The sequence below is a fragment of the Pseudonocardia hydrocarbonoxydans genome (genome assembly GCF_006539565.1).
Lineage (GTDB): Bacteria > Actinomycetota > Actinomycetes > Mycobacteriales > Pseudonocardiaceae > Pseudonocardia > Pseudonocardia hydrocarbonoxydans.
The window spans coordinates 116526-141399 of the sequence record NZ_BJNG01000001.1; the positions used below are offsets into that span (position 1 = coordinate 116526).

26 protein-coding genes are annotated in these 24874 nt (G+C 74.8%); 20 read left to right on the forward strand and 6 right to left on the reverse strand.

Going from position 1 to position 24874, the window contains the following annotated elements:
* Positions 1 to 26 precede the first annotated feature (26 nt).
* On the reverse strand, positions 27 to 719 hold the full coding sequence (locus tag PHY01_RS00540) for a TetR/AcrR family transcriptional regulator (protein WP_141276175.1): 693 nt from the start codon (positions 717 to 719) through the stop codon (positions 27 to 29).
* A 315-nt stretch (positions 720 to 1034) separates the two neighbouring features.
* On the opposite strand from PHY01_RS00540, the gene shbA reads away from it, so the two are divergent.
* The 6 genes from shbA (at position 1035) to PHY01_RS00570 (ending at position 7046) form a co-directional block, all read left to right on the forward strand.
* Positions 1035 to 1709, forward strand: a complete 675-nt coding sequence (gene shbA / locus PHY01_RS00545; RefSeq protein ID WP_281283576.1) for an RNA polymerase sigma factor ShbA — start codon at positions 1035 to 1037, stop codon at positions 1707 to 1709.
* 133 nt (positions 1710 to 1842) lie between these two features.
* Positions 1843 to 2262, forward strand: coding sequence for a DUF948 domain-containing protein (locus tag PHY01_RS00550; RefSeq protein WP_141276176.1), 420 nt, complete (start codon positions 1843 to 1845; stop codon positions 2260 to 2262).
* Entirely contained in the window at positions 2259 to 2555 is a 297-nt protein-coding gene (locus tag PHY01_RS00555; RefSeq protein ID WP_141276177.1) for a hypothetical protein, read from the forward strand. The genes PHY01_RS00550 and PHY01_RS00555 overlap by 4 nt, the downstream gene beginning before the upstream one ends.
* A 49-nt stretch (positions 2556 to 2604) precedes the next feature.
* The gene (alaS, locus tag PHY01_RS00560; RefSeq protein WP_141276178.1) at positions 2605 to 5262 is read left to right on the forward strand and encodes an alanine--tRNA ligase; all 2658 of its coding nucleotides are present in this window, start codon (positions 2605 to 2607) and stop codon (positions 5260 to 5262) included.
* A complete protein-coding gene (ruvX, locus tag PHY01_RS00565) occupies positions 5252 to 5674 on the forward strand; it encodes a Holliday junction resolvase RuvX (protein ID WP_141276179.1) in 423 nt (140 codons plus the stop codon). The genes alaS and ruvX overlap by 11 nt, the downstream gene beginning before the upstream one ends.
* Positions 5675 to 5768: 94 nt before the next feature.
* The gene (locus tag PHY01_RS00570) at positions 5769 to 7046 is read left to right on the forward strand and encodes an endolytic transglycosylase MltG (protein WP_170183586.1); all 1278 of its coding nucleotides are present in this window, start codon (positions 5769 to 5771) and stop codon (positions 7044 to 7046) included.
* Positions 7047 to 7082: 36 nt separating this feature from the next.
* On the opposite strand, the gene PHY01_RS00575 is transcribed toward PHY01_RS00570, so the two are convergent.
* Both PHY01_RS00575 and PHY01_RS00580 read right to left on the reverse strand, forming a co-directional pair.
* Positions 7083 to 7925, reverse strand: coding sequence for a spermidine synthase (locus PHY01_RS00575; RefSeq protein WP_246085586.1), 843 nt, complete (start codon positions 7923 to 7925; stop codon positions 7083 to 7085).
* 18 nt (positions 7926 to 7943) lie between these two features.
* Complete coding sequence (locus PHY01_RS00580) at positions 7944 to 8372, reverse strand: TIGR03618 family F420-dependent PPOX class oxidoreductase (RefSeq protein WP_141276181.1); 429 nt, start codon at positions 8370 to 8372, stop codon at positions 7944 to 7946.
* Positions 8373 to 8537: 165 nt separating this feature from the next.
* Here PHY01_RS00580 and PHY01_RS00585 point away from each other — a divergent pair, with 165 nt between their 5' ends.
* Together PHY01_RS00585 and aroC are read left to right on the forward strand one after the other, a co-directional pair.
* Complete coding sequence (locus PHY01_RS00585; protein ID WP_246085587.1) at positions 8538 to 9176, forward strand: prepilin peptidase; 639 nt, start codon at positions 8538 to 8540, stop codon at positions 9174 to 9176.
* Between the two features lie 12 nt (positions 9177 to 9188).
* Positions 9189 to 10361: a chorismate synthase gene (aroC, locus tag PHY01_RS00590; protein WP_141276182.1), complete on the forward strand. Its 1173-nt coding sequence runs from the start codon at positions 9189 to 9191 to the stop codon at positions 10359 to 10361.
* Positions 10362 to 10397: 36 nt separating this feature from the next.
* Here the strand turns inward: aroC and PHY01_RS27870 are convergent, their stop codons facing one another.
* Positions 10398 to 10697, reverse strand: coding sequence for a hypothetical protein (locus PHY01_RS27870; RefSeq protein WP_141276183.1), 300 nt, complete (start codon positions 10695 to 10697; stop codon positions 10398 to 10400).
* A 182-nt stretch (positions 10698 to 10879) separates the two neighbouring features.
* Between PHY01_RS27870 and PHY01_RS00600 the strand changes: the two genes are divergently transcribed.
* From PHY01_RS00600 to aroQ, 3 genes are read left to right on the forward strand one after another with little or no spacing between them, the layout of a single operon-like run.
* Positions 10880 to 11506, forward strand: coding sequence for a shikimate kinase (locus PHY01_RS00600; RefSeq protein ID WP_141276184.1), 627 nt, complete (start codon positions 10880 to 10882; stop codon positions 11504 to 11506).
* Positions 11507 to 11532: 26 nt separating this feature from the next.
* Entirely contained in the window at positions 11533 to 12606 is a 1074-nt protein-coding gene (gene aroB / locus PHY01_RS00605) for a 3-dehydroquinate synthase (RefSeq protein WP_141276185.1), read from the forward strand.
* Positions 12603 to 13046, forward strand: coding sequence for a type II 3-dehydroquinate dehydratase (aroQ, locus tag PHY01_RS00610; RefSeq protein WP_141276186.1), 444 nt, complete (start codon positions 12603 to 12605; stop codon positions 13044 to 13046). The genes aroB and aroQ overlap by 4 nt, the downstream gene beginning before the upstream one ends.
* On the opposite strand, the gene PHY01_RS00615 is transcribed toward aroQ, so the two are convergent.
* Entirely contained in the window at positions 13040 to 13261 is a 222-nt protein-coding gene (locus tag PHY01_RS00615; protein ID WP_141276187.1) for a DUF6458 family protein, read from the reverse strand. The two genes, aroQ and PHY01_RS00615, sit on opposite strands and share 7 nt — an antisense overlap.
* On the opposite strand from PHY01_RS00615, the gene PHY01_RS00620 reads away from it, so the two are divergent.
* From PHY01_RS00620 to nusB, 3 genes are all read left to right on the forward strand, one after another.
* Positions 13260 to 14393, forward strand: a complete 1134-nt coding sequence (locus PHY01_RS00620; RefSeq protein WP_141276296.1) for a M24 family metallopeptidase — start codon at positions 13260 to 13262, stop codon at positions 14391 to 14393. The two genes, PHY01_RS00615 and PHY01_RS00620, sit on opposite strands and share 2 nt — an antisense overlap.
* Before the next feature lie 121 nt (positions 14394 to 14514).
* Positions 14515 to 15078, forward strand: coding sequence for an elongation factor P (efp, locus tag PHY01_RS00625; RefSeq protein WP_141276188.1), 564 nt, complete (start codon positions 14515 to 14517; stop codon positions 15076 to 15078).
* A 2-nt stretch (positions 15079 to 15080) separates the two neighbouring features.
* Positions 15081 to 15500, forward strand: a complete 420-nt coding sequence (gene nusB / locus PHY01_RS00630) for a transcription antitermination factor NusB (RefSeq protein WP_141276297.1) — start codon at positions 15081 to 15083, stop codon at positions 15498 to 15500.
* Between the two features lie 156 nt (positions 15501 to 15656).
* Here nusB and bldD read toward each other — a convergent pair whose 3' ends face one another.
* Positions 15657 to 16139: a transcriptional regulator BldD gene (bldD, locus tag PHY01_RS00635; RefSeq protein WP_141276189.1), complete on the reverse strand. Its 483-nt coding sequence runs from the start codon at positions 16137 to 16139 to the stop codon at positions 15657 to 15659.
* Positions 16140 to 16612: 473 nt separating this feature from the next.
* Between bldD and pyrR the strand changes: the two genes are divergently transcribed.
* From pyrR to pyrF, 6 genes are read left to right on the forward strand one after another with little or no spacing between them, the layout of a single operon-like run.
* Positions 16613 to 17218 carry a bifunctional pyr operon transcriptional regulator/uracil phosphoribosyltransferase PyrR gene (pyrR, locus tag PHY01_RS00640; protein WP_141276190.1) on the forward strand — a complete coding sequence of 202 codons (606 nt, stop codon included), beginning with the start codon at positions 16613 to 16615 and terminating at the stop codon, positions 17216 to 17218.
* Entirely contained in the window at positions 17215 to 18159 is a 945-nt protein-coding gene (locus PHY01_RS00645) for an aspartate carbamoyltransferase catalytic subunit (RefSeq protein WP_141276191.1), read from the forward strand. Before pyrR ends, PHY01_RS00645 begins: the two co-directional genes overlap by 4 nt.
* Positions 18156 to 19463 (forward strand): dihydroorotase, encoded by a 1308-nt coding sequence (locus PHY01_RS00650; RefSeq protein ID WP_141276192.1) that lies wholly within the window; start codon positions 18156 to 18158, stop codon positions 19461 to 19463. Before PHY01_RS00645 ends, PHY01_RS00650 begins: the two co-directional genes overlap by 4 nt.
* The gene (carA, locus tag PHY01_RS00655; RefSeq protein WP_141276193.1) at positions 19460 to 20605 is read left to right on the forward strand and encodes a glutamine-hydrolyzing carbamoyl-phosphate synthase small subunit; all 1146 of its coding nucleotides are present in this window, start codon (positions 19460 to 19462) and stop codon (positions 20603 to 20605) included. Before PHY01_RS00650 ends, carA begins: the two co-directional genes overlap by 4 nt.
* Complete coding sequence (carB, locus tag PHY01_RS00660; protein ID WP_141276194.1) at positions 20605 to 23907, forward strand: carbamoyl-phosphate synthase large subunit; 3303 nt, start codon at positions 20605 to 20607, stop codon at positions 23905 to 23907. The genes carA and carB overlap by 1 nt, the downstream gene beginning before the upstream one ends.
* On the forward strand, positions 23904 to 24719 hold the full coding sequence (gene pyrF, locus PHY01_RS00665) for an orotidine-5'-phosphate decarboxylase (protein WP_141276195.1): 816 nt from the start codon (positions 23904 to 23906) through the stop codon (positions 24717 to 24719). The genes carB and pyrF overlap by 4 nt, the downstream gene beginning before the upstream one ends.
* Positions 24720 to 24874 lie beyond the last annotated feature (155 nt).

Sequence of the window (24874 nt, forward strand, 5' to 3'; positions counted from 1 at the left end):
TCGCCCGGCGGTACACCCGGACGGGGTCAGGAGCGGCGGCGGAACGGCCGGTCGTCGGCTGGGCCGTTCAGCAGCAGCTCCGGCCGGAGTGCGCCGAAGAGCACGGTCAGCAACAGCTCGGCGCGGGCGTCCGCCGACTCGTCGGGGCGGTTCATCGTCCGCGTGAGCAGGGTGTTGACGATCATCGCGCTGATGTCGGCCGCCGGGGGGAAGGCGCGCAGCTCGCCGGTGCTCTGGCCGTGCTCGACCAGCAGCCGGATCGAGTCGGGGACCGGGGCCAGCAGACGGGGGTCGATCTCGTCGGTGGGGTCGGCCGGGCCCTCGACACGGATCGTGTAGTCCTGCACGGCCGAGAAGAACGACGCGCTGAGCTCGCGGTGCCGCGCCGCGGTGCGCGCGAGGGCCCTGACCTGGTCCTCCAGCGCGGCGACCGACGGGCGTCCGGCGGCGACGTCGCGTTCGGCCTGCACGAACAGCGGGCGCACCAGCGGCGCGTAGACGTGCCCGATGAGCGAGTGCTTGGACGGGAAGTGGTTGTAGGCGGTGGCGGCGGAGACGCCGGCCGCGGCCGCGATGTCCTCGATGCGGGTCCGCGCCCAGCCCCGTGAACCGAACGTGGCGTCCGCTGCGTCGAGCAGCGCACGTCGCGTGCGGTCACGTTTGGTCTGGGCGGCCCGGGCTCGGGGATCGGCCGCTCGGGGTTCGTCGGCGGAGGACATTGAGCGCAGAGTAACCAACTTCGGGCCGAAGTGCCCTTGACTCCAACTTGGAGTGTCACCCAAAATGCGTACTTGAAAGATGAACGAGTTCGCTCAGCAGGGCACAGCAGGGCGGGTTCGGGAGGGTTCCGAGCCGCGAGCGTCGGGGGACGCTCGCGTATCTCGCGGCCATCGAGACCTTCCACGACAGGCAGCCACCACCGCCGTCCCCGGGCCCCGGGGTCGCGGCGGAAGCCGCAGGACGTCGGTGCCGTCACACCGCTGGTGTCGCAGCGCCGACCTGGGAGGGGACCCCACGATGAACGAGAACGTCCGATGACCGCCGCGATGGTGCTGGAGCTCGTACCCGCCGACGGGCCCGACGAGGTGGACGAGCCGCCGCAGCCGGCGGAGCGCACCCTGGAGTCGATGGTCGCCGCGGCCGTCGCAGGGGAGGACAGGGCCCAGGACCGGTTGCTCGCCGAGATTCACCCGTTCGTGTTGCGGTACTGCCGCGGCCGGCTCGGCCGGCAGGAGTGCGTCACGGGCTCGGCCGACGACGTCGCGCAGGAGGTCTGCCTCGCGGTGGTCAGCGCGCTGCCCGCCTACAAGATGCGCGGCCTGTCGTTCCGGGCCTTCGTCTACGGGATCGCCGCGCACAAGGTCACCGACGCCTTCCGGGTCATCGGCCGCAACCGCACCGAGCCGGTGCCGGAGCTGCCCGACTCCCCGATGGCCGACGACGGGCCCGAGCACCGGCTGCTCGCCTGCGAGCTCGGCGAGCAGCTCGGCGAGCTGCTGCACATCCTCACGCCCCGCCAGCGCGAGGTGCTGGTGCTGCGCGTCGCGGTCGGGCTGAGCGCGGAGGAGACCGCGGCGGCCGTGCGCTCGACGCCGGGCGCCGTCCGGGTGACCCAGCACCGGGCGCTCAACCGCCTCCGGGCGGCACTGGGCCAAGCCACCGACGACGTCGTGCTGCCGGATCCGCGGACCCCGGCCGGCGTCGGCTGAGCACCGGCGGCACCCGGCCCGGTGATCGTCACCGGCCGGGCGCCGCGGGCCCGACCCGGGAGGGCGGGCCCACCCCCGCGCGGTAGCCTGACCGTCCATCACACCCTGTCGTCGGACGGTTCGAGGAGGCTTCGTGTCGGCTGGTCAGATCGCCGCGCTCATCGCCGCGGGGGCGTTCGTCGTCCTCGTGCTGCTGCTGGCGGTCCCGCTGCTCAAGCTCGGGCGCACGCTCGACGAGGCGACCGTCGCCATCCGCAAGGCGCACGAGGGCAGTGCGCCGCTGCTCGACAACGCCCAGACCACGCTGCACCAGGTCAACACCCAGCTCGAGCGCGTCGACGGCATCACCTCCAGCGCGCGCACCGTCACCAGCAACGTCTCGGTGCTCACCTCACTGTTCACCGCGACGATGGGCGGGCCGCTGGTCCGGGCCGCGGCGTTCTCCTACGGGCTGAACAAGGCCGTCAAGGCCCGGCGCGCCGGGCGCGACGCCGGCGCCCACTCGCTGCAGACCCGCCCGGGTCGGCTGCGCCGGCGGGGGAGGAAGACGTGAAGAGGCTGTTCTGGCTCGGCGTCGGCGCGGTCGCCGGCTCCTACCTCACCCGGCGCGCCACCCGCGCCGCGCACGCCGTCAGCCCGGCCGGGCTCGGCGAGAACCTCGCCGAGGGCCTGCGCGAGCTCGGGGCCGGGCTGGGCGCGTTCGGCGCCGAGGTCCGCGCCGGCATGGACGCCCGCGAGCGCGAGCTGACCGAGCTCGTCGAGCGGCGCACCGGCGGCCACGTGCCCACCTACTCCGAGGCGCTGGCCGAGCCCGCCCCGGGACGAGCGCCCCGGGCAGGGCACTAGCCAGCCCTGCCGCTCCGCCCCATTCCTTCCCGGTAGAGAGCCGTTTGTCGTGCAGACCCACGAGATCGTCCGCCGCTTCATCGACCACTTCGTCGCCGCGGGCCACACCCGCGTGCCCAGCGCGTCGCTCATCCTCGACGACCCGAACCTGCTGTTCGTCAACGCCGGGATGGTGCAGTTCAAGCCCTACTTCCTCGGCGAGGTGCCCCCGCCGTACCCGACCGCGACGTCGATCCAGAAGTGCGTGCGCACCGGCGACATCGACGAGGTCGGCCGCACGACCCGGCACAACACGTTCTTCCAGATGGCCGGCAACTTCTCCTTCGGCGACTACTTCAAGGCCGGCGCGATCGAGCTGGCCTGGACGCTGATCACGGAGTCCTACGGGTTCGACCCGGAGCGCCTGTGGGCCACCGTCTACCTCGACGACGACGAGGCCGAGCAGCTCTGGCGCCGGTACCTGCCCGCCGAGCGCATCCAGCGCCGCGACGGCAAGGACAACTACTGGGACATGGGCGTGCCCGGCCCCGGCGGGCCCTGCTCGGAGATCTACTACGACCGCGGGCCGGAGTACGGCGTCGACGGCGGCCCGGTCGCCGACGAGAACCGCTACCTGGAGATCTGGAACCTGGTCTTCATGCAGGACGTCCGGGGCGAGCTCTCCCCGAAGGACGGCCATCCCCCGATCGGGAAGCTGCCCCGGCCCAACATCGACACCGGCATGGGCGTCGAGCGGGTCGCCACGCTGCTGCAGGGCGTGGCCAACGTCTACGAGACCGACCTCGTGCGCCCGGTCATCGCCCGCGCCGAGGAGCTCTCCGGGCGGCGCTACGGCGCCGGCGGCCCGTCGGGGGAGGAGGACGACGTCCGCTTCCGCGTCATCGCCGACCACGCCCGTTCCGGCGTCATGATCATCGCCGACGGCGTGACCCCCGCGAACGACGGCCGCGGCTACGTCCTGCGCCGGCTGCTGCGCCGCATCGTGCGCTCGGCGCGGCTGCTCGGTGTCACCGAGCCGGTGCTCGGCGCGTTCGCCGAGGTCGTGCGCGACGCGATGGCGCCCTCCTACCCCGAGCTCGTCACCGACTTCGAGCGGATCTCCGCGGTCGTGCGTGCCGAGGAGGAGGCGTTCCTGCAGACGCTCACCGCGGGTGAGCGGATCTTCGACACCGCCGTGGCCGAGACCCGGAGGACCGGCGCCACGGTGCTCGCGGGCGACCGGGCGTTCCAGCTGCACGACACCTACGGCTTCCCGATCGACCTCACGTTGGAGATGGCCGCCGAGGCCGGGCTGGAGGTCGACAGGGACCGGTTCGCCGCCCTGATGACCGAGCAGCGCACCCGGGCGAAGGCCGACGCGGCCAAGCACAAGGTCGGCCACGGCGGCGACGGCTCGATCTACCGCGCCCTGCTCGACACCCACGGCACGGTCGACTTCCTCGGCTACACCGAACTGGCCGCCGAGGGCACCGTCATCGGGCTGCTCGTCGACGGGGTCCCGGCCCCGGCCGCGGGCGAGGGCGCCGCGGTGGAGGTCGTGCTCGACCGCACCCCGTTCTACGCCGAGGCCGGTGGCCAGCAGGCCGACACCGGTGAGCTGCGCGGGGCGTCGTTCACCGTCCGCGTCGACGACGTGCAGTCGCCCGTGGCGGGGCTGCGGGTGCACCGCGGCACGGTCACCGCGGGCGAGGTCACCCTGGACGCGGCCGTCGTCGCCTCGGTGGACACCGCGCGCCGCGCGTCGATCTCGCGGGCGCACACCGCCACGCACCTGGTGCACGCGGGCGTCCGCGGCGCGCTGGGCCCCTCGGCCGCCCAGGCCGGTTCGCTCAACGCCCCCGGCCGCATGCGCTTCGACTTCACCTCGCCCGGCGGAGGGGTGTCCCCGGCCGCGCTCGCCGAGATCGAGGACGAGGTCAACACCGTCCTGCAGGAGGACCGCGCCGTCGAGTCCTACGAGACCACGCTGGACGAGGCGCGCGCGCTCGGCGCGATGATGCTGTTCGGCGAGAAGTACGGCGACCGCGTGCGCGTGGTCGACATGGGCGCGTACTCCCGCGAGCTCTGCGGCGGCACCCACGTCGGGCGCACCGGTGAGATCGGCATGATCAAGGTGCTGTCGGAGGGCTCGATCGGCTCCGGTGTGCGCCGCGTCGACGCCCTCGTCGGGCTCGACGCGTTCCGGTTCCTCTCGCGCGAGCACCTGCTGCTGTCGAACCTGGCCGAGCAGCTCAAGACCCGGCCCGAGGACCTCCCGGAGCGGATCGGCGGCCTGGTCGAGCGGCTGCGCACCGCCGAGCGCGACCTGGAGAAGGTCCGCGCCGACGCCGTCCTGTCCTCGGCGGGGGCCCTGGCCGACGGGGCCGAGGACGTCGGGGGCGTCGCCCTGGTCGCCGTCGCCGCGCCGGACGGGCTGGGCGGCAACGACCTGCGCGCACTGGCCTCCGACGTCCGCGGGCGGCTCGGCTCGCGGCCCGGCGTGGTCGCGCTGTTCTCCGGGGACGGGGAGAAGGTGGCCTTCGTCGTGGCCACCACCGCCGCCGCCCGGGACGCGGGGCTCGCGGCCGGGAAGCTGATCGGGGCGTTCGCCCCGGCCGTCGGCGGGCGGGGTGGCGGCAAGCCCGACCTCGCCCAGGGCGGCGGCGCCGACCCGGCCGGGATCCCGGCAGCGGTCGACGCGCTGCGGGCGCACCTCCGTGCGCGGTAGACGCCTGGGCATCGACGTGGGCGCGGTCCGCGTCGGGGTCGCCTCGTGCGACCCCGACGGGCTGATCGCGACCCCGCTGCTCACCGTCCCGCGCGACGTGGAGGGGGGCACCGACGTCACCACGATCGCCGCGCTGGTGGCCGAGCACGAGGCCGTCGGGGTGGTGGTGGGGCTGCCGCGCACGCTCGCCGGGCGCGAGGGCCCCGCGGCCGAGGCGGCGCGCGCGTTCGTCGCGGCGCTGGAACCCGCGCTGGACGTGCCGGTGGAGCTGTCCGACGAGCGGCTGACGACCGTCCTCGCCACCCGTCAGATGCGGGAGAGCGGGCGCTCGGGACGCCGGCAGCGGGCCGTCGTCGACCAGGTCGCCGCGGTCGGCATCCTGCAGGGCTGGCTCGACCGCCATCGCCGCTGATCGGACATCCGGTGGGGTACCGGACAGCCCGGACCGGGTGAGCGCTCAACCCCCGTCCGATACCGGGCCCGCCCGATCGTTACCCTCCGATGCTGTGGACATCGACGGCCCGACCACCCGGCTGCGTGCCGTCCACGGATCGCCCGCCGATCCCGCGGGCGAGGAGCCGACCGCGCCCATCCCGGTCGTCACGTCCCGTGCCGACCGCGACGGAGACGGAGACGGCGAGGCGGAGCCCGCCGCGCCCGCCCCGCGGCGCGGCCGCCGCGGTGCGGTCCTGCTGCTCGCCGTCGCCGTGCTGCTGGTGGCGCTGCTGGGCGGCGCGGCCTACCTCTACCGGTCGCTGACCGCGGCGCCGGACTTCGAGGGCGCGGGCGAGGGCGACGTGATCGTGCAGGTCGCGGGCGGCGACTCGACCGCCGCGATCGGCCGCACCCTGGAGAGCGCCGGGGTCGTGGCGAGCGTGCAGGCGTTCCTGCGCGCGGCCGAGCAGGACGACCGGATCCTGGGCGTGCAGCCCGGCTCGTACCAGATGCGGTCACGGATGTCGGGCGCCGCGGCGGTGGAGCGCCTGCTCGACCCGCAGGCCAGGGTGGGGCAGCTGGAGATCCGCGGGGGCGTGCAGCTCGACGACACCAGCGCGCCCGACGGCACCGTCGCCCCCGGGGTGCTCACGCTCATCTCGCGGGCCACCTGCGCCACGCTCGACGGCGCCGAGTCCTGCGTGTCGGTCGACGACCTGCGCGCGGCGATGGCCGGGACCGACCCGGCCGAGCTCGGTGTGCCCGAGTGGGCCCGCGAGGCGGTGGCGGCCGCCGACCCTGTGCGCCGCCTGGAGGGGCTGCTCGTGCCCGGGCTCTACGAGGTCGAGCCCGGCCGCTCGGCCGTCGAGGTGCTGCAGGGCCTGCTCGCCGTCTCGACCCCCCGCCTGGAGGAGAGCGGCCTCCTCACCGAGGCCGCGGCCACCGGCTACACCCCCTACGAGGTGCTGATCATCTCCTCGCTGGTGGAGAAGGAGGGGATCACGCCCGACATGCCGAAGGTCGCCCGGGTCGTCTACAACCGCCTCGGCATCGGCCAGCGCCTCGAGCTGGACTCCACCGTCAACTACCCGCTGGACCTGCAGGCCCTGCGCACCACCGCCGAGGACCGCGGCACCCCGGGCCCCTACAACAGCTACGCGACCGCGGGCCTGCCGCCCACGCCGATCGCCGCGCCCGGCCGCGACGCGCTGGCCGCCGCGCTCGACCCGGAGCCCGGGCCGTGGTTCTTCTTCGTGCGCTGCCAGACCGACGGCACCTCGTGCTTCGCCGAGACCTTCGACGAGCACACCGCGAACGTCACCCTGGCCCGGGAGAACGGCGCGTTCTGAGAGCCAGCGGTTCTGGGGGGCCACCGGTTCCGGGGGCTACCGGCCGAAGAACCCCTCCGGGGGCAGCGGCGAGGGGTCCGCGGTGCGGTCGGTCGGGGCCACGGCGTCCCCGGCGAGCGCCCGCACCGCCGCGGCGTCGAGCACCCGCGCGGGGAACGGGTCGGCCGCCGTGCGGCGCGCCAGCCCGGCGACCGGGAGCTCGCCGTGGCCCGCGACCAGCAACAGGTTGCCGAACCGGCGCCCGCGCAGCACGGTGGGCGCGGCGACCAGCGCCAGCTCCCCGAACACCGCGGCGGCGGCCGCGCACTGGGCGCGCGCGAACGGCAGCGCGCCGCCGTCGGCGAGGTTGGCCACGTGCACCCCGCCGGGGGCGAGCACCCGGTCGACGGCGGCGAGGAAGTCGGTCGAGGTCAGGTGGGCCGGGATGCGGGCGCCGGCGAACACGTCGAGGACCACCAGGTCCGCCGACGCCGCGGGCGCCTCGGCCAGTCCCGCCCGCGCGTCGGCGACCGTCACCTCGATGCCGAGACCGTCGGCGGGCAGCCGCCCGGCCACGAGATCGACCAGCGCGCCGTCGATCTCCACGACCCGCTGCGCCGAGCCGGGCCGGGTGGCGGCGACGTAGCGCGGCAGCGTCCACGCCCCGCCGCCCAGGTGCAGCACGCGCAGCGGGGCGGTGGGCGCGGCGAGGAGGTCGACGAGGTGGGCGAGGCGGCGCACGTACTCGAACTCGAGGTGGGTGGGGTCGTCGAGGTCGACGTGGGACTGCGCGGTGCCGTCGACCAGCAGCGTCCAGCCCTGGGGCCGGTCGGGGTCGCCGACCAGCTCCGCGCTGCCGTGGTCGACCTCGGCCCGCACCACCGCCCGGGCCCGGTTCACCGCCCCATCCTGCCCGGCTCACCCGGCGGGCGGCACCCTCCCGTACACGCGGTCGACCACGGCGGTGAGCAGGACCCGGCGCTCGGCGACCATCGCGGCGCGGTACTCGTCCCAGTCGGGGTGCTCGCCGCGCACGTCGCGGTAGTAGGCGACCAGCGCCTCGACCGTGTCGTCGTGCGGGTCGGCCGCGGCCGCCGTCAGCTCGGCGGTGGCCTCGCCCACGGCGTAGGCGGACAGGTCGGGGCGGGTGACCTGGTAGCTGCACCGCGGGTCGCGACGCAGGTTGCGGGTCTTGGCCCGGCCCTCGGTGACCGAGATCCGCAGGGTGCGGGTGTCCGGGTCGAACGCGTGGGTCACCACCGAGGACTGGGCGCGCCCGTCGCGCTTGAGCGTGATCAGGGTGCCGCCGGGGATGTCGGTGAACAGGTCGAGCAGGTGGGGGTCCATGGGGCTCCTGTCGGTCGGTGCCCCGGGCTTACCACAGCGGACCGTCACCGGCGCGGACGCGGACGCGGGCCGTCCACCTCGGTGCCGGCCCGTCCACAGGCGGCGGTGGGGGCCTGGTGCGGGTGGGCGGGCCGGTCGAGGCTGGTCGGGGACGGGGGAGGCGACGTGGGGGTGTGTGTGACGGTGGCCGGCGGGGTGGTGGCCGGGGTGGGGGCCGGGTCGGTGGCGCGGTGGCTGTTGGGCCGGATGGCGCGCGGGACGCGGGTGCGGATCCCGGTGTGCGAGGTGCTGGTCGCGCTGCCGTGGGCCGGGATCGCGGGCGGCTGGGCGGCGGGGGTGCTGCCAGGGCGGTGGGTGCCGGTGCTGCTCGGGCTGGCCTGGTTCGCGGCCGCCGCCGGGCCGGTCGACGCCCGGCACCGCCGCCTCCCCGACGCGCTCACCCTGCCCGCGGTCCCCGCCGCGCTGGTGCTGGTCGCGCCGTTGGGTGCGGGGGCGCTCGGGCGGGCGGGGCTCGGGGTGCTGCTCGCCGCGGGGGTGCACGCCGCGGTGCACCTCGCCGCGCCCGGCGCGCTGGGGGCGGGTGACGTCAAGCTGGCGGCGTCGCTGGGGGCGCCGCTGGCGGTGGTGTCGTGGCCCGCGCTCGTCGTCGCGGCGGTGGGCGCGTCGCTGCTGACGGCGCTGCTGGCCCTGGTGACCGGCGCCGGGCGCCGCGGGCGCGGGCCCGCGGTGCCGCACGGGCCGTCGATGCTGGTGGCGACGGCGGTCGTGGTCGTGGCCGCGGCGGGCGCCGGGGGTCCGTGGTGAGAGGATGGTCCGGTGCTGCGCTGGATGACCGCCGGGGAGTCCCACGGTCCTGCGCTGGTCGCCGTGCTGGAGGGCATGGTCGCCGGTGTCGGGATCACCACCAAGGAGCTGAACGCCGAGCTGGCCCGGCGGAAGCTGGGCCACGGCCGGAGCCCGCGGATGGCGTTCGAGGCCGACGAGCTCGAGGTGATCGGGGGCCTGCGGCACGGGCTGACCCAGGGCGGCCCGGTGGCGGTGCGCATCGCCAACACCGAGTGGCCGAAGTGGGAGACCGTCATGGCGGCCGACCCCGTCGATCCCGAGCTGATCGCCGGCCGGGCGCGCAACGCCCCGCTCACCCGCCCCCGCCCCGGACACGCCGACCTGGCGGGGATGACGAAGTTCGGCTTCGACGACGCCCGGCCCGTGCTGGAGCGGGCCAGTGCGCGGGAGACGGCGGCGAAGGTCGTGCTGGGCACCGTCGCGAAGGCGTTCCTGGCGCAGGCGCTCGGCGCCGAGATCGTGTCGCACGTCGTGGCGATCGGGGCCGTCGACGCCCCCGACGACGACCCGGTGCCCGGCCCCGGCGACCTGGAGCGCGTCGACGCCAGCCCCGTCCGTGCCTTCGCCGCGGCCACGACCGAACGCATGATGGCCGAGATCGACGCCGCCCACGAGGACGCCGACACCCTCGGCGGGGTCATCGAGGTGATCGCCTACGGGATGCCGGTGGGCGTGGGGTCCTACGTCCAGTCCGACCGCAGGCTCGACGGCCGCCTCGCCGGTGCGCTGATGAGCATCCAGGCGATGAAGGGCGTCGAGATCGGCGACGGCTTCCGCACCGCGCACCGCCGGGGCAGCGCGGCACACGACGAGATGATCCCGGGCGACCCGGTCAAGCGGCTGTCCAACCGCGCGGGCGGCATCGAGGGCGGCATGACCAACGGCGAGCCGGTGCGCGTGCGCGTGGCGATGAAGCCGATCTCGACCGTGCCCCGGGCGCTGCGGACCATCGACACCGCCACCGGCGGCGAGGCCACCGCCATCCACCAGCGTTCCGACGCCTGCGCGGTGCCACGGGCGGGTGTCGTGGCCGAGGCGATGGTGGCGCTGGTGCTGGCCGACGCGGCGCTGGAGAAGTTCGGCGGCGACTCGATCGCCGAGACCCGTCGCAACCTCGCCGCCTACCTGGCCGCCGGCGCCTGACGCCGGGTCCGGGTCCGCGCGCGTGCGCGGGGGGTGTCAGCCGTCCTCGCGCGGAGGGCGGCCGGTGGCCCGGCGCACGGCGGCCCGGAAGGCCGCGGCGCGGCTGCCCGCCGGGGCGGGGTCCCCCGCGCCGGCACCGGGAGCGCCGGCACCGGGAGCGGGCGAGCCGGGGTCGGGGGAGTCCGGGTCGGGCGAGTCCGGATCGGGCGAGTCGGGATCGAAGGCCGCGAACGGGGTGCCGGTGCCCGCACCACCGGGCTCGCGCAGCTGCGGTTCGAGATGGGTCCGTCCGGAGCGGCGGGGGAGCCGCTCGGGGTCCGGCTCTCCGTCGTTCACGTGCGCTCCGATCATGCGGTCCCCCCGGGGCCGTACTCGTCACTCTGCGCCATGACGACGCCGGGCCAGGCTAGCGCGGACCGGGCCCGGCCGGGCGATGGCGGGCCCGTGCACGGACACACAGGGTCATCGGGGAGGGGAGCGGGCGGGCCGGTCGTGTCGTGGTCACTACCCTCGGTGCGATGAACGCCCCCCTCCGCCCGACCCTGGTGATCGTCGGGCCGCCCGGCGCGGGCAAGACGACCGTCGGCAAGGTGCTCGCCCGCCGCCTCGGCGTGGGCTTCACCGACGTCGACGCGCTGATCGTCGCCCGCGCCGGGAAGTCGATCGCCGACATGTTCCTGCACGACGGCGAGGACGCCTTCCGCGCGCTGGAGCGCGAGGTCGTGGCCGAGGCACTGGGCTCGGTCGACGGCGTGCTGGCGCTGGGCGGCGGCTCGGTGCTCGCCGAGCAGACCCGCGAGGCGCTGCGCGGCCACCGGGTGGTGCTGCTGATGGTCGGGCTCGCCGACGGGCTGCGCCGCACCGGCATGTCCACCGCGCGCCCCCTGCTGGCCGGGGTCAACCCGCGGGCCACCTTCAAGGCGCTCCTCGACGCCCGCGCGCCGCTGTACCGGGAGGTGGCGACGGTGGAGGTCGACACCGCCCGCCGCAGCGCCAACCAGGTGGCCCGCGCGGTGCTGCTCGCGCTGGGCGAGATCCCGGCCGACGCGCCCGAGCCGGCCGCCGACCCGCACGACCCCCTCGACGTCCCGACCCCGCACGAGAGCACGCTGCTGCCCGACCCGGTCCGCGTGCCGAAGGACTAGCACCGGCACGCCGATAGGGTGGGCCGGTGATCCGGATCGACGTCGCCAGCGCCTCGCCCTATCCCGTGCTCGTCGGGCGGGGGGTGTCGGGCGAGCTCGTGGGCACCGTCTCCGGGCTGGGCGCGGCGAAGGCGGTGATCGTGCACCAGCCGACGCTGGCCGACCGCGCCGAGTGGATGCGGGCCGAGCTCGTCGCGGCCGGGGTCGACGCACACCGGGTCGAGATCCCCGACGCGGAGGAGGGCAAGACGCTCACCGTCGCCGGGTTCTGCTGGGAGGTGTGCGGCACCGTCGGGCTGACGCGCGGGGACGTCGTCGTGTCGCTGGGCGGCGGCGCCGTCACCGATCTCGCCGGGTTCGTCGCCGCGGCGTGGATGCGCGGGGTGCAGGTCGTGCACGTGCCGACCACGCTGCTGGCGATGGTCGACGCCGCGGTCGGGGGCAAGACCGGCATCAACACCGCGGCCGGCAAGAACCTCGTCGGCGCGTTCCACGAGCCCGGCGCCGTACTGGTCGACCTCGCCACGCTGGAGACCCTGCCCGCCGACGAGCTGGTCGCCGGCAGCGCGGAGATCCTCAAGACCGGGTTCATCGCCGACCCGGTGATCCTCGAGCTCGTCGAGCGCGACCCGAAGGCCGCGCTCGACCCCACCGGCGACGTCCTGCCCGAGCTGGTCCGTCGCTCGATCCAGGTCAAGGCCGACGTCGTCGCGGCCGACCTGCGCGAGTCGCACCTGCGGGAGATCCTCAACTACGGCCACACCCTGGGGCACGCCGTCGAGCGCCGCGAGGACTACCGCTGGCGCCACGGCAACGCCGTGAGCGTCGGTCTGGTGTTCGCCGCGGAGCTGGCCCGCGCCGCGGGGCGGCTCGACGACGCCACCGCCGACCGGCACCGGGACGTGCTCGCCTCCGTCGGCCTCCCGGTCCGCTACGTGCCGGGCGTGCTGCCCGAGCTGGTGGAGACGATGCGCGGGGACAAGAAGTCGCGCCCGGGCATGCTGCGGTTCGTCGTGCTCGACGGCCTCGCGCGGCCCGGCCGGCTGGAGGGGCCCGACCCGGCCCTGCTGGAGACGGCCTACGACAGGCTGTGCGCATGAACGCCGGGCGAAAAAGCGTCCTCGTCCTGAACGGACCCAACCTCGGCCGCCTCGGCACGCGCGAGCCCGCCGTCTACGGCTCCACGACCCACGCCGACCTGGCCGCGCTGTGCGTGCGCACGGGGGAGGAGCTGGGCCTGGCCGTGGAGGTCCGCCAGACCGACCACGAGGGCGAGCTGCTCGGCTGGCTGCACGAGGCCGCCGACACCGCCACCCCCGTCGTGCTCAACGCCGCCGCCTGGACGCACACCTCGGTGGCCGTCCGCGACGCCTGCGCCCAGCTCACCGCGCCGCTGGTCGAGGTGCACATCTCGAACGTGCACCGGCGCGAGGAGTTCCGGCACCACTCCTACATCTCCGCGGTCGCCGACGGCGTGATCGTCGGACTGGGCGTCACCGGCTACGCGCTGGCCCTGCGCTGGATCGCCGGGGGTCAGTAGCGCGGGTCGCGCTCCGGCGGGTACGTCTCGGCACGCGGGGCGACGACCGGTCGTGCGCGCCGGGCCAGTGTGAGGCTGGCCAGCAGCCCGACGACGCCGACGGCCGCGAGGATCCAGCCGATCAGGTCGAGGTCTAGCCCCTCGACGTCGATGTTCACCGCGAGGGCGAGGATCAGCCCGATCGCGATCAGTCCGATGCTCGATCCGATTCTCATGGCGTCCTGTACCCCGTCGTACCCGGTTCCACACCTCACTACGGTGGGCGAGGTGACCCACGCCGACCGCCGCGCCGCGCTGCGCGCCCTGCTCGCCGACGTCGACGCGCTGCTGGTCACCGACCTGGTCAACATCCGGTACCTGACCGGCTTCACCGGGTCCAACGCCGCGCTTCTCGTGCACGTCGACGGCGACGCGGCGAGCCGGTTCGGCACCGACGCCCGCTACCGCCTCCAGGCCGACGCCCAGGTGCCCGACCTGGAGCGCATCGAGGACCGCGCGACGGCCCTCGCCGTCGCCGCGGCGGCGCCCGGTGCGGGCGTCCGGCGGCTGGGGTTCGAGTCCGACGCGGTCACCGTCGACGCCCTCGACGGCCTCGACGCCGCCGCCGAGGGGGTGACGCTGCACCGTGCCCCCGGGCTGGTGCAGCGTTTGCGGCGGGTCAAGGACGACGGCGAGATCGACGCCCTGCGGGCCGCCTGCGCCGTCGCCGACGCCGCGCTGGCGGGCCTGCTCGCCGACGGCGGGGTGGCCGCGGGGCGCACCGAGCGCGACGTCGCGCTCGACCTGGAGGACCGGATGCGCCGCCTCGGCGCCGACGGCCCCGCGTTCGCGAGCATCGTCGCCGCGGGCGCGCACTCCGCGGTGCCCCACCACCGGCCCACCGACGCGCCGCTGCGCGCGGGCGACCTGGTGAAGATGGACTTCGGCGCGCTCGTCGGGGGCTACCACTCCGACATCACGCGCACCGTCGTGCTCGGCCCGGCCGCGGAATGGCAGCGCGAGCTGCACGACCTCGTCGCGGCCGCCCAGCGCGCCGGCCGGGCGGCGCTCGCCCCGGGGGCCGACGTCGTCGCCGTCGACGCCGCCGCCCGCACCGTCTGCGAGGACGCCGGGCGCGGCGAGGAGTTCCTGCACGGCCTCGGGCACGGCGTCGGCCTGCAGATCCACGAGGCGCCGTCGCTCGCGCGCACCGGCACCGGCACCCTCGAGGCGGGCATGACGGTCACCGTCGAGCCCGGGGTCTACCTGGCGGGCCGGGGCGGGGTGCGCATCGAGGACACCCTCGTCGTCCGGGGGACGGGCGCGGAACCGCTGACCCGGACCACCAGGGAGCTGCTCGAGGTCTGACCCGGGTACCCTGGCCCGCGGACGACGGTGCCCGGCGGCGCCGTCCAGCGAGGACACCCCCGACGCGCCCGCCCCCTCCGGCGAGCGGCGCGCCCCGAACCGACGCAGGAGATCTACTCACGTGGCCACCACGAACGACCTGAAGAACGGCCTGGTGCTCAACCTGGAGGGCCAGCTCTGGGCGGTCACGGCGTTCCAGCACGTCAAGCCCGGCAAGGGCGGTGCGTTCGTGCGCACGACGCTGAAGAACGTCATGACCGGGAAGGTCGTCGACAAGACCTTCAACGCCGGCACCAAGGTGGAGACGGCCACCGTCGACCGCCGCGACATGACCTTCCTCTACCGCGACGGCTCCGACTTCGTCTTCATGGACGGCGACACCTTCGACCAGATCCCGATCCCGGAGAACACCGTCGGCACCGCCGCGGGCTACCTGCTGGAGAACCAGGTGGCGATGGTGGCGCTGCACGAGTCGGTGCCGCTGTTCGTCGAGCTCCCCACCTCGGTGGAGCTGGTGATCAGCCACACCGACCCCGGCCTGCAGGGCGACCGCTCCACCGGCGGCACCAAGCCCGCCACCCTGGAGACCGGCGCGGAGATCCAGGTGCCGCTGTTCGTCACCACCGGCGAGAAGGTCAAGGTGGACACCCGCGACGGGCGCTACCTCGGCCGCATCAGCAACTGATGTTGCGCGCGCGCACGAAGGCCCGGAAACGGGCCCTGGACATCCTGTTCGAGTCCGAGGCCCGCGGCGACGACCCGCTCGCGGTGCTGGTGGCGCGCCGGGAGACCGACGACGCCCCGCCGGTCTCGGAGTACGCGGGGATGCTCGTCGAGGGCGTCGTCGCGCACCGGGACCGGATCGACCAGCTCCTCGCCGAGCACGCCGAGGGCTGGACGGTGGCGCGGATGCCCGCCGTCGACCGCGCGCTGCTGCGGATCGGGGTGTTCGAGCTGCTGTGGGTCGACGAGATCGACGACCCGGTGGCCATCACCGAGGCCGTCGAGCTGGCCCGCACGCTGTCCACCGACGACAGCCCGCGCTTCCTCAACGGGGTGCTGGGCCGCATCGCCGACATCGCCCCGCAGCTGCGCACCACCCGCTGACGGGCCCGGCGGTCCGCAGGGCGCCGCACCCACGACGAGGCTGTGTCCCCGGCGACGCCGGGCCCATGACGACCCCGGACGCGCGACGGCCCCCCGCCGGATGGCGGGGGGCCGTCGCCGATGTGGCACGGGTGCCCTTCCCCAGGCACCCGGGCGTCACTGGGCCGGGCGGGCCTCCGGGGGGAGCACTCCCCAGTCGATGAGCTGGTCGGTCAGCTCGCCGGGGCTCTTGTCGTAGATGATCGCGAGCGAGCGCAGGTCCTCGGCGCGGATGCTGAGCACCTTGCCGTTGTAGTCGCCGCGCTGGCTCTGGATGGCGGCGGCGTAGCGGGCCAGCGGGCCCACCTTGTCCGCCGGGAGCTGCTGCAGCCGCTCCAGGTTGATGACGATCTTGGTGGCGGGCTCGGAACCCGACGGCACGCGGCCCTCGGGCAGGAGCTCGGCCACCGGCACGCCGTAGAAGTCGGCCAGCTCGGCCAGCTTCTGCACCGTGACGGCGCGGTCGCCGCGCTCGTACGAGCCGACCACGACCGCCTTCCACCGCCCGCCCGACTTCTGCTCCACACCGTGCAGCGACAAACCCTGCTGCTGCCGGATGGCGCGGAGCTTCCCGCCGAGCGCCTTGGCGTAGTCGCCCATACGGCGACCCCTTTCGTGACTGGCGCCGGCCCGTCAGGACCGGCGTCGGAGGAACTGATGTGCTCTCGGGGTTCCGGCGTTCGGGGACGCCGGTCGTGTCGAGCGGTGCCCCCCGCGGCTCCCTGCGACCCCCAGTGGATCAATACGGAGAGTAATCATGCGCTCGCCGTCGCCGCCAGGTCAAGTTGTCCGGCCTGTCGCAGTCCCGTTACGCCCTGGTTCCACCCAAATGGCTGATCGACACGCCGCCGCCTGGCGATTCGCGGGGGCCCGGGGTCGTGACGGTCAGCACTGTCGTGACCGGAGCGTGACCACCTTGTGGCGAATGGGACTCCAGAGGGTGTCGAACGGCCGATGTGATGCTGCCGATGCTGCGGCGCTCGGAGGCCGGTCGGCGCCACCCGCGCTGGTACGGTCGCCCGCGGAAACCGTTCCTTTAAGGCCCGTCCGGTGAGGCGGGGAAGGAGATCCTCGTGGCGAACGACCGCCGCGGGGACGTCCCAGGCGCGCCCGGAGACCGGGAACTGCTCAGCGCCGCCGACGTCACCCGCACCATCGCGCGCATCGCGCACCAGATCATCGAGAAGACCGCCGGTGACGAGCGGGCCGTCCTGATCGGCATCCCGACCCGCGGCACGATCCTCGCCCGCCGCCTCTCGGCCGCGATCGGCGAGTTCTCCGGCACCGCCCCCGAGGTCGGCTCCGTCGACGTCACGCTCTACCGCGACGACCTGCGCCGCCGCCCGGCCCGTGCGCTGGAGGACACCGATGTCCCCGACGGCGGCCTCGACGACCGGCTCGTCGTGCTCGTCGACGACGTGCTGATGTCCGGCCGCACCGTCCGCGCCGCGCTCGACGCGCTGGCCGACCACGGCCGCCCCCGCGCGGTGCAGCTCGCCGTGCTGGTCGACCGCGGCCACCGCGAGCTGCCGATCCGCGCCGACTACGTCGGCAAGAACGTCCCCACCTCGCGCGACGAGCAGATCCTGCTGCTGCTGGCCGAGACCGACGGCGTCGACGGCGTGCGGCTGCAGCGGGGTGCAGGCGCCGGAGCCGGCTCCGGCGAGGCCGCGCCGTGAAGCACCTGCTCTCGGTCACCGACCTCGACGCCGCCACCGCCACCGGCCTGCTCGACACCGCCGACCGCCTCAAGCAGGCGCTGCTGGGACGCGAGGTCCGCAAGCTGCCGACGCTGCGCGGGCGCACCGTCATCACGATGTTCTACGAGAACTCCACGCGCACCCGGGTGTCGTTCGAGATCGCCGGCAAGTGGATGAGCGCCGACACCGTCAACGTCAGCGCCTCGGGATCGTCGGTGAGCAAGGGGGAGTCGCTGCGCGACACCTCGCTGACGCTCTCGGCGATGGGCGCCGACTGCGTGGTCGTGCGCCATCCCGCGTCCGGCTCCGCGCACCGCATGGCCGCCTGGGCCGACCGCGACCACGGCATGACCGGCACGCACACCTCGATCGTCAACGCCGGCGACGGCACCCACGAGCACCCCACGCAGGCCCTGCTCGACGCGGCCACGCTGCGCGACCGCCTCGGCTCGATCGCCGGGCGCCGCATCGGGATCGTCGGCGACGTCCTGCATAGCCGGGTGGCGCGGTCCAACGTGTTCCTGCTGGCCACGCTCGGGGCCGAGGTGGTGGTGATCGCGCCGCCGACGCTGCAGCCGGTCGGGATCGGGCAGTGGCCGTGCCGGGTCAGCCCGTCGCTCGACGCCGAGCTGCCCGCACTGGACGCGGTGATGATGCTGCGGGTGCAGGCCGAGCGCATGCACGGCTCGTTCTTCCCGTCCTCGCGGGAGTACGCGATCGGCTACGGCCTGTCCGAGGCCCGCGCCGCGCTGCTGCCCGGGCACGCCGTCGTGCTGCACCCCGGCCCGATGGTGCGCGGCATGGAGATCGCGCCCTCGGTGGCCGACTCCCCGGCGTCGGCGGTGCTGGCGCAGGTCGCCAACGGCGTCCACGTCCGCATGGCCGTGCTCTACCACCTTCTCGCGGGAGCCCCCGAATGACCGAACACGCCCCCACCGACCTCCTGATCACCGACGTCCGGCCCTACGGCGAGGACGCCGTCGACGTCCTGGTGCGCGACGGGGTCGTCACCGAGATCGGCGCCGGGCTCACCGCGCCGGAGGGGGTGCCCACCCTGGACGGGGGCGGGCACGTCCTGCTGCCCGGGTTCGTGGACCTGCACGTGCACCTGCGCGAGCCCGGCGGCGAGGAGTCCGAGGACGTCGCCACCGGCTCGGCCGCGGCGGCGCTGGGCGGGTTCACCGCCGTGTTCGCCATGCCCAACACCGATCCGGTCGCCGACACCGCGGTCGTCGTCGAGCACGTGTGGCGGCGCGGGCAGGAGGTCGGGCTCGTCGACGTGCACCCGGTCGGTGCGGTCACCGTCGGGCTCGAGGGCGTGAAGATGGCCGAGCTGGGCACGATGGCCGCGAGCCGCGCGCAGGTGCGGATGTTCAGCGACGACGGGAAGTGCGTCAACGACCCGCTGATCATGCGCCGCGCACTGGAGTACGCCTCCGCGCTGAACGTCGTGATCGCCCAGCACGCCGAGGACCACCGCCTGACGGGCGGAGCGCAGGCCCACGAGGGCGTCGTCGCCTCGCGGCTCGGGCTGGCCGGCTGGCCCGCCACCGCGGAGGAGACGATCGTCGCCCGCGACTGCGCGCTGGCCCGCGAGGCCGGGGCCGCGCTGCACGTCTGCCACATCTCCTCGGCCCGCACCGTCGACGTGCTGCGCGCGGCCAAGGCGGCCGGGGTGCGGGTGAGCGCCGAGGTCACCCCGCACCACCTGCTGCTCACCGACGGCAGGCTCACCAGCTACGACGCCGTCAACAAGGTCAACCCGCCGCTGCGCACCGCCGAGGACACCAAGGCGATGCGGGCGGCGCTGGCCGAGGGCGTGATCGACGTGGTCGCCACCGACCACGCGCCGCACGCCAGCCAGTACAAGGACACCGAGTGGCAGGCGGCGCGGCCCGGGATGCTGGGGCTGCAGACGGCGTTCTCGGTGCTGGTGCACACCATGGTCGAGCCGGGGCTGCTCGACTGGCGCGGCGTCGCGCGCGTGCTGTCCGAGCGGCCCGCGGAGATCGGGAACCTGCCCGACCAGGGCCGCCCGATCGCGGTGGGGGAGCCGGCCACGTTCGCGCTGGTCGACCCCGAGGCCCAGTGGACCGTGCGCGGCGCGGCGCTGGCCAGCAGGGCGGCGAACACCCCGTACGAGGGGATGCGGCTGCCCGGAGCGGTGGTCGCCACCGTCCTGCGTGGACGGATCACGGCCCAGGACGGGAAGGTCGCCCGGTGAGCGGACGGAGCACGAGGGCGGTACTCGTCCTGGAGGACGGGCGGATCTTCCGCGGCGAGGCCTACGGGGCGCTCGGGACGGGGCTGGGCGAGGCGGTGTTCACCACCGGCATGACCGGCTACCAGGAGACGCTGACCGATCCGTCCTACCACCGCCAGATCGTCGTGCAGACCGCCCCGCAGATCGGCAACACCGGCTGGAACGACGAGGACGACGAGTCCGCCGGGATCCAGGTCGCCGGGTACGTGGTGCGCGACCCGTCGCGGTCGGCGTCGAACTGGCGGTCCACCGGATCGCTCGCGGACGCGTTGCGGGAGCAGGGGATCGTGTCGGTCTCGGGCATCGACACCCGGGCGCTGGTGCGCCACCTGCGCGAGCGCGGGGCGATGCGGGCCGGGGTCTTCTCCGGTGACGACCTGGCCGCCGACGACGTGCTGGTGCAGCGCGTCCTCGACAGCCCGCGGATGGAGGGCTCCGACCTCTTCGGCGCCGTCACGACCCGGGAGCCCTACGTGGTGCCCGCGGTCGGCGCGACGCGGTTCCGGGTCGCTGCGCTCGACGTCGGGATCAAGTCGAACACGCCGAGGATGCTGGCGCAGCGGGGCGTCGAGACGCACGTGCTGCCCGCGTCGAGCACGATCGAGCAGGTCGAGGGCTTCGACGGGTTCTTCCTGTCCAACGGCCCGGGCGACCCCGCCACCGCCGACGGCCCGGTGGCCCTGACCCGCCAGGTCCTGGAGCGGCGGATCCCGCTGTTCGGCATCTGCTTCGGCAACCAGATCCTGGGCCGGGCGCTGGGCCGGGGCACCTACAAGCTGCCCTACGGCCACCGCGGCATCAACATCCCGGTGATCGAGCACGCCACCGGCCGCGTCGCGATCACCTCGCAGAACCACGGGTTCGCCGTCGAGGGCGAGGCGGGGGAGGAGTTCGACACCCCGTTCGGCGCCGCCCGCATCACCCACACCTGCCCCAACGACGGCTGCGTCGAGGGGCTGGCACTGGTGGACGCGCCCGCGTTCAGCGTGCAGTACCACCCGGAGGCGGCGGCCGGCCCGCACGACGCCGCCGACCTGTTCGACCGCTTCGTCGACCTGATGGCAGCCACGGCCGAAGGCCGCTCGACCGAGGGAAGCCGCTGATGCCCCGCCGCGACGACATCCGGCACGTGCTGGTGATCGGCTCCGGGCCGATCGTGATCGGCCAGGCGTGCGAGTTCGACTACTCGGGCACGCAGGCCTGCCGCGTGCTGCGCGACGAGGGCATCCGCGTCTCGCTGGTGAACTCCAACCCCGCGACGATCATGACCGACCCCGAGTTCGCCGACGCGACCTACGTCGAGCCGATCACCCCCGAGTTCGTGGAGAAGGTGATCGAGGCCGAGCGCGACGCCGGGTTCCCGGTGACCGCGATCCTGGCGACGCTGGGCGGGCAGACCGCGCTGAACACCGCGATCGCGCTGCACGACAACGGCGCGCTGGCCCGGCACGGCATCGAGCTGATCGGTGCCGACGTCGAGTCGATCCAGCGCGGCGAGGACCGGCTGAAGTTCAAGGAGATCGTGCTCGGTGTGGGCGGCGAGGTGCCGCGCAGCGCCGTCTGCCACTCGATGGAGGAGGTGCGGGCCGCCGTCGGCGAGCTGGGGCTGCCGGTGGTCATCCGGCCCTCGTTCACCATGGGCGGGCTCGGCTCGGGCATGGCCCACACCGAGGCCGACCTCGAGCGCCTGGCCGGGGGTGGGCTGGCCGCCTCCCCGGTCACCGAGGTGCTCATCGAGGAGTCGGTGCTCGGCTGGAAGGAGTTCGAGCTCGAGCTCATGCGCGACCGCCACGACAACGTGGTCGTCATCTGCTCCATCGAGAACATCGACCCGATGGGCGTGCACACCGGGGACTCGATCACCGTCGCCCCGGCGATGACGCTGACCGACCGCGAGTACCAGCACATGCGCGACGTCGGCATCGCGGTGCTGCGCGCGGTCGGCGTCGACACCGGCGGCTGCAACATCCAGTTCGCGGTGCACCCGGAGACCGGGCGGCTGGTCGTCATCGAGATGAACCCGCGGGTGTCGCGGTCGAGCGCACTGGCGTCGAAGGCCACCGGGTTCCCGATCGCGAAGATCGCCGCGCGGCTGGCCGTCGGCTACACCCTCGACGAGATCCGCAACGACATCACCGGCGAGACCCTGGCCGCGTTCGAGCCCACGCTCGACTACGTGGCGGTCAAGATCCCGCGGTTCGCGTTCGAGAAGTTCCCCGGCGCCGACCCCGAGCTGACGACGACGATGAAGAGCGTCGGCGAGGCGATGGCGCTCGGGCGCTCGTTCCCCGAGGCGCTGGGCAAGGCGCTGCGGTCGATGGAGGCCACGGCGGCCGGGTTCTGGACCACGCCGGATCCCGTGGGGGACCCGCAGATCCGGGTCCCGGTCGACGGGCGGATCTACGAGGTGGAGCGCGCGCTGCGCAGCGGTGCGACCGTGGCCGAGGTGGCCGCGGAGACCGGCATCGACCCGTGGTTCCTCGACCAGATCCTCGCGCTCACCGAGCTGCGCACCGAGATCCTCGACGCGCCCGTGCTGGAGTCGGTGCTGCTGCGCCGGGCCAAGCGGGCCGGGATCTCCGACCGGCAGATCGCCGCGCTGCGCCCCGAGCTCGCCGGGGAGGACGGCGTGCGGACGCTGCGGCACCGCCTCGGAGTCCGCCCGGTCTACAAGACCGTCGACACGTGCGCGGCGGAGTTCCGGGCGCTGACGCCGTACCACTACAGCGCCTACGAGACCGATCCCGGCGCCGAGTCGGAGATCGCGGCCCAGCCCGACCGGCCCAAGGTGCTGATCCTGGGGTCCGGCCCGAACCGGATCGGCCAGGGCATCGAGTTCGACTACTCCTGCGTGCACGCCGTCATGGCGCTGCGCGAGGCGGGCTTCGAGACCGTGATGGTCAACTGCAACCCCGAGACGGTCTCCACCGACTACGACACCGCCGACCGCCTCTACTTCGAGCCGCTCACCTTCGAGGACGTGCTGGAGGTGGTGCACGCCGAGCAGGAGAGCGGCACCGTCGTCGGCGTGATCGTGCAGCTCGGGGGGCAGACCCCGCTGGGGCTCGCCGCCCGTCTCACGGCCGCGGGGGTGCCGGTCGTGGGGACGAGCGCCGCCGCGATCGACCTGGCCGAGGACCGCGGCGCGTTCGGCGAGGTGCTCCGCAGGGCGGGGCTGCCCGCGCCGTCGTTCGGCATGGCCACCACGTTCGACTCCGCGCGCGAGATCGCCGCCCGCATCGGCTACCCGGTGCTGGTCCGGCCGTCCTACGTGCTGGGCGGGCGCGGCATGGAGATCGTCTACGACGACGAGACCCTGGCCGGCTACATCGCCCGCGCCACGACCATCAGCGACGAGCGCCCGGTCCTGGTCGACCGGTTCCTCGACGACGCGGTCGAGATCGACGTCGACGCGCTGTGCGACGGCGTCGAGGTGTTCGTCGGCGGCGTCATGGAGCACATCGAGGAGGCCGGCATCCACTCCGGCGACTCCTCGTGCACCCTGCCCCCGGTCACGCTGGGGCGCAGCGTGATCGAGGCCGTGCGCCGCTCCACGGAGGCGATCGCGCACGGCATCGGGGTGCGGGGGCTGCTCAACGTCCAGTACGCGCTGCACGGCGAGACGCTCTACGTGCTGGAGGCCAACCCGCGCGCCTCCCGGACGGTGCCGTTCGTGTCGAAGGCCACCGCGGTGCCGCTGGCGAAGGCCGCGGCCCGGATCATGCTGGGCGCCACCATCGCCGAGCTCCGCGGCGAGGGCCTGCTGCCCGCCGAGGGCGACGGCGGCGAGCTGCCGCCGGACGCGCCCGTCGCCGTCAAGGAGGCGGTGCTGCCGTTCAACCGGTTCCGCACCGCCGACGGCCGCGGGGTCGACCCGCTGCTCGGCCCGGAGATGAAGTCGACCGGCGAGGTCATGGGCATCGACGCCTCCTTCGGCCCGGCGTTCGCGAAGTCGCAGGCCGCGGCGTACGGGTCGCTGCCGGCGACCGGGAGGGTGTTCGTCTCGGTCGCCGACCGGGACAAGCGGGCGATGGTGTTCCCGATCCGCCGCCTGGCCGACCTCGGCTTCGAGATCCTGGCCACCGACGGCACCGCCGACGTGCTGCGCCGCAACGGGTTGACCACCACCGTGGTGCGCAAGCACTCCGCGGGCGGGGAGACCATCGTCGACCTGATCCTGGACGGGCAGGTCGACATGATCATCAACACCCCGTACGGCAACTCCGGGCCGCGCGTCGACGGCTACGAGATCCGGGCCGCCGCGGTGAGCCGGGGCGTCCCCTGCATCACCACGGTGCAGGGGGCCGCGGCCGCGGTGCAGGGCATCGAGGCGGAGGCCGCCGGGCGGATCGGGGTGCGGTCCCTGCAGGAGACGCACGCGCAGCTGCAGAAGGCGCGCACGTGAGCTTCGGGGAGCGGCTGGCGGCCGCGGTCGGCGAGCACGGCGTACTGTGCGCCGGGATCGACCCGCACCCGCCGCTGCTGGCCGAGTGGGGGCTCACCGACGACGCCGACGGCCTGGCTCGCTTCGCCGACGCCTGCGTCGAGGCGTTCGCGGGGCACACGGCGGTGGTCAAGCCGCAGTCGGCGTTCTTCGAGCGGCACGGCTGGCGGGGCGTGCGGGTGCTGGAGGAGCTGCTGACGGCGTTCTCCGGCACCGGCACCCTCACCCTGCTCGACGTCAAGCGCGGCGACATCGGCACCACGATGGACGGCTACGCCGACGCCTACCTGGCCGTCGGCGCCCCGCTCGGGGCCGACGCCGTCACGCTCTCGCCCTACCTGGGCTTCGGCTCGCTGACGCCGGCGCTCGACGCCGCCGCCGACGCGGGCCGCGGGGTGTTCGTGCTGGCCCGCACGTCCAACCCCGAGGGCGCTGACGTCCAGCTGGCGACGTTCGGCGGTCGCAGCGTCGCGCAGGCGATGGTCGACGGGGCGGCGGCCCGCAACGCCGCCGCACCCGGTGGCGTCGGGGTCGTGGTGGGCGCGACGGCCGACCACGACCTGGACCTCTCCGCGCTCGACGGCCCGGTGCTCGCGCCCGGTCTGGGCGCCCAGGGCGCCGGCCCCGCCGACGTCGCGGCGCGCTTCGCCGGGGTGCGCGGGACCGTGCTGCCGGCCGCGTCGCGGTCGGTGCTGCGGGCCGGTCCCGATCCGGCGGCGCTGCGGGCGGCCGCGGAGTCGCTGCGCGACGAGCTGGCGGGCGCGCGGGCCTGACCGCGGCCCCCGCGCGCATTTCCCGCCCCCGCGCGCACCGTCGAGGGTGCGCGCGGCGGTCCCGGGGTGCGCGCGGGCGGGGGGCGGTCGGCGGGCGCGGTGGCGGTCGGCGGGGGCGAGGTCGCCGGGGGAGTCCGGTAGCGTTCTCCCGTGCC